Here is a 693-nt window from a genome sequence, read left to right as displayed (position 1 = left end):
CCCCGACGCCCGTCACCCCCCGCTGGAACGGCACACCCCAGCGCGGCCCCGTCAGCCCCGGGGTTCCTCGTCGCTGGTGAACTCCGCGTCCACCTCGCCCCCTTCGCTCCGGGGGCGGCGGAAGGTGGCGGGCCCCTCCGAGGGCTCCGCCGGCGCGGGGGACTCCTGTGAATCGAAGCGGCGGGCGTCCAGGAACGGGTCCTGCCCCGGCATGGGCCCGACCTGCGTGAAGCGCACGGCGCCCGACCGCAGCGTCTGCTCCAGCGAGCGCCGCACCCGCGCCGTCATCCAGCGGCGCAAGGGAGGCACCATCAGCGCCAGCCCCATCACGTCCGAGAGGAACCCCGGCGCGATGAGCAGCGCGCCGCCCACCAGCACCAGCACGCCGTTGAGCAGGCCCTCCTCGGGCACGCCGCCACCGCCCATGGCCTCGCGCCAGTTGCGGAACACCTTCTCACCCTGTTTCCGGGCGATGAGGCTCCCCAGCACGGCGGAGGCCGCCAGCAACGCGAGCGTGGACCCCAGCCCGATGTGGTGCCCCAGCGTGATCAGCAGGTACAGCTCCGCCAGGGGCAACAGGATGCAGACGATGACGAGGACCTTGAGCACGCTGGCACGTTAACGCCAGATTCACTCCGGTGCCGCGCAGGATGTTCACCCACGGGTCACGCCGCGTCTTGGTGGCGCCGGCGG

Annotated in this window: 1 protein-coding gene; it reads right to left on the bottom strand. The window is 72.9% G+C overall.

Going from position 1 to position 693, the window contains the following annotated elements; all coding sequences use genetic code 11:
• Positions 1 to 51: 51 nt before the first annotated feature.
• A complete protein-coding gene (locus D7W81_RS41405) occupies positions 52 to 609 on the bottom strand; it encodes an FxsA family protein (protein ID WP_120560761.1) in 558 nt (185 codons plus the stop codon).
• Between the last annotated feature and the right edge of the window lie 84 nt (positions 610 to 693).

The organism is Corallococcus aberystwythensis (assembly GCF_003612165.1).
In the GTDB taxonomy this organism is placed as follows: Bacteria; Myxococcota; Myxococcia; order Myxococcales; family Myxococcaceae; genus Corallococcus; species Corallococcus aberystwythensis.
The sequence above is the reverse complement of the archived record's forward strand: the minus strand, read 5'-3'. Positions and strand labels throughout refer to the sequence as shown.